This is a genomic window from Streptomyces sp. URMC 123 (assembly GCF_051386515.1).
Taxonomy (GTDB): Bacteria; Actinomycetota; Actinomycetes; order Streptomycetales; family Streptomycetaceae; genus Streptomyces.
The window spans coordinates 1-2,823 of the sequence record NZ_JBPQTV010000520.1 but is presented as its reverse complement, the minus strand read 5'-3'; the positions used below and the strand labels follow the sequence as shown (position 1 = coordinate 2,823).

Sequence of the window (2,823 nt, the reverse complement as noted above, 5' to 3'; positions counted from 1 at the left end):
CGGCTACACCGGCTCCTCCACCGCCGACGACCTCAGCCTGCGGGTGAGCGAGTCCGTCGACGAGGAAGACGCAGACGCGGTCGGCGGGGTCCGGACAGTCGCGGTGGCCGCGGTGGTCGCGGACCGTGTCACGTGCGGATCTCGAGCAGCGGGACCAGCTGTTCGACGGCGGTCATCGAGCCGTGCAGCCCGATCATCGCGGACTCGTTCGGCTCGCTGCGCGTGGCCACGATCGCGACGTCGTCGCAGGCGGCCGCGACGACGTCGCCGATCCGCCCGCGCACCCGCTCGTCGATGCGCGGGCCGAACCAGCCCGCGGCGATCGCCTCGTCGCGGGTGGCCACCCAGAACCGGTCGCCGAGCACCTCCCGCCAGACGGCGGCCACATCGGCCGCGGCGCCGGGCACGGCGTACACATGGCGCGCCCGGCCCTCGCCGCCGAGCAGCGCGACGCCGGCGCGCAGCTCCCAGTCCTCGTCGAAGTCGATCCGCGCCTCGGGGTCGTCCGGCAGGTCGATCATGCCGTGGTCGGCGGTGACGTAGAGCGCCGACCGCGGCGGCAGCTGTTCGGCCAGGCGTTCGACGAGCCGGTCGACGTACATCAGCTGGCCGCGCCAGGCGTCCGAGTCGATGCCGAAGCGGTGGCCCTTGCCGTCGACCTCGCTGTAGTAGGTGTAGACGAGGGAGCGGTCGTCGGCGGCGAGCCGGTCGGCCGCCAGGTCCATCCGCTCCTCGCCGGAGAGCCGGCCGTGGAAGGTGCCGCCGCTGAGCGCCACCTGCGTCAGCGGGGTGTGGCGGAAGTCCGGGGAGGTGACCTGGCAGGTGGCCACGCCGGCCGCGGCGGCCAGCTCGAAGACGGTGGGGTACGGCTGCCAGTCGCGCGGCTCGGTCCACGGCCGCCAGCGGAGCTGGTTCATCAGCTGGTCGGTGGCGGGGTCGCGCACGGTGTAGCCGGCGAGGCCGTGCGCGCCGGGCGGCAGACCCGTGCCGACCGAGGCCAGCGAGGTGGCGGTGGTGGACGGGAACCCGGCCGTCAGCGGCTGCCCGGTGCCGCCGTACGAGCCGGCCATCAGCGAGGTCAGGAACGGCGCCTCGTCGGGGTGGGCCTTGAGCAGCTCCCAGCCGAGTCCGTCGACGAGGAAGACGCAGACGCGGTCGGCGGGGGCGAGGTCCAGACCGGGGGTGAGCCCGGGCACGCCCTGGCCCGCCGCGACGGTCGGCAGCAGATCGGCGAGCGAGCCGGTGCCGTACCGGGGGGCCGGGGCGCCGCGCGGATCGAGGGGGGTGGGTTCGTGCCAGGCCGGGCCCGGCGTGGCGGTATGCGCCATCAGCGGCCGGTCACCGCGGTCGCCTCGGAGAGCGCCTGGGCGAAGGCCAGGGTCTGGCGCACGGAGTCCGGCCCGTCGCCGGCCTCGCTCACCCGCAGGCTGAGGTCGTCGGCGGTGGAGGAGCCGGTGTAGCCGTGGTCGGCGTCGCAGTTGGGGTCGCCGCAGGCGGCCGGCTCCAGGTCGAGGCGGTTGACGGCGCCCCAGCCGATGGTGAGCACGACCTCGCGCGGGAGGGTGCCGGGGGTGTACGACTCGGGGTTCGCGACGACCCGGCTCACCACGATGGAGGAGATCTTCTCCAGCTTCACCGACTCGGTGGAGGTGGTGGCGTACGGCGAGGGGGAGGTGGCGTCCGCGGCCTGCTCGTCGGTGTGGCTGACGATGAAGCGGTTGCCCGTGAGGACGAGCACCGTCACATGGCGGCGGACCTCGTTGGAGTCGAACGTCGTCTCCTGGTGCACCAGGTAGGACGCGACCGGCTCGCCTCCCACGGCGGCCTCCACCGCCTCGGCCACGAGGGCCGGGTAGTAGCCGCTGCGCTCGATCGCCGCGCGCAGCCCCTGGGTCGTCGTACCGGTCTTCGCCATGAGCTCCATCCTACGGGGCGTGGCGGGTGCGGGCTGTCCGCGGCGGCGCTCCGTTCCGTACGGGGGCGGCCACGCGTCGGTGCGCACGTCAGTACGGAGCGACCGCGCGTCGGGCCGCGCGTCAGTACGGGGAGCCGCCCACCTGGTCGTACCTCAGTACGAGGGCAGCCGGCGCGGGCCGAAGTCCGTACGGGCCGCGGGGGGCGCGAGGCGGACCGCCGCGTCGAGCACGCTCAGGCCCCGGGGGGCCACCACCACCGGCTCCAGGTCGACGGCGACGACCTCGGGGTGGTCGGCCACCAGCCGGGAGACCCGCAGCAGCAGCTCTTCCAGGGCGGCGGTGTCGACCGGGCGCGCGCCCCGCCAGCCGAACAGCAGCGGCGCGGTGCGCAGCGAACGGATGAGCGAGGCGGCGTCCCGGTCGGTGACGGGCACGAGCCGGTGCGCGGTGTCGCCGAGCAGCTCGGAGGGGGCCCCGGCGAGGCCGAAGGAGAGCACCGCGCCGGCGCCGGGGTCGATGGCCGCGCGCACCACCGTGTCGACCCCGCGCGCCACCATGGCCTGCACCACCGGGCGCAGCTCCTCGGCCGGGCCCAGGGCGGCGGTCAGCTCCTGGTGGGCGCGGCGCAGTTCGGTCTCGTTGGTGAGGTCGAGGCGGACGCCGCCGAGGTCGGCGCGGTGGCGCAGATGGGGGGCGGTGGTCTTGAGGGCGACCGGGTAGCCGAGCCGGGCGGCGGCCCGCGCGGCGGCGTCCGGGTCGGGCGCGGGCAGCGTGGTGCGCACCCGGATGCCGTACCGGCCGAGCAGCCGCGCGGTCTCGCCCGGCGTGAGGAGGTGGGACTCCTGCGGGGCGGCGGCCGTGGTGAGGTCGCGCGGCGGCAGGGGGCGCAGGCCCTCGGTGAGGCAGG

Annotated in this window: 3 protein-coding genes; all 3 read right to left on the bottom strand. The window is 75.8% G+C overall.

Annotation, left to right across the window (positions count from 1 at the left end; genetic code table 11):
* Positions 1-128 precede the first annotated feature (128 nt).
* Positions 129-1,328 (bottom strand): alkaline phosphatase family protein, encoded by a 1,200-nt coding sequence (locus ACSNOD_RS30235; RefSeq protein WP_436770273.1) that lies wholly within the window; start codon positions 1,326-1,328, stop codon positions 129-131.
* Entirely contained in the window at positions 1,328-1,915 is a 588-nt protein-coding gene (locus ACSNOD_RS30230; protein ID WP_436770272.1) for a DUF5998 family protein, read from the bottom strand. The genes ACSNOD_RS30235 and ACSNOD_RS30230 overlap by 1 nt, the downstream gene beginning before the upstream one ends.
* Before the next feature lie 153 nt (positions 1,916-2,068).
* On the bottom strand, positions 2,069-2,823 hold a 755-nt coding region (locus ACSNOD_RS30225; RefSeq protein ID WP_436770271.1), incomplete at its 5' end, for an acetate--CoA ligase family protein.

Coding starts and splice junctions, on each gene's coding strand:
- ACSNOD_RS30235 (WP_436770273.1), bottom strand. CDS start 1,328: ATGGCGCATACCGCCACGCCGGGCCCGGCCTGGCACGAACCCACCCCC.
- ACSNOD_RS30230 (WP_436770272.1), bottom strand. CDS start 1,915: ATGGCGAAGACCGGTACGACGACCCAGGGGCTGCGCGCGGCGATCGAG.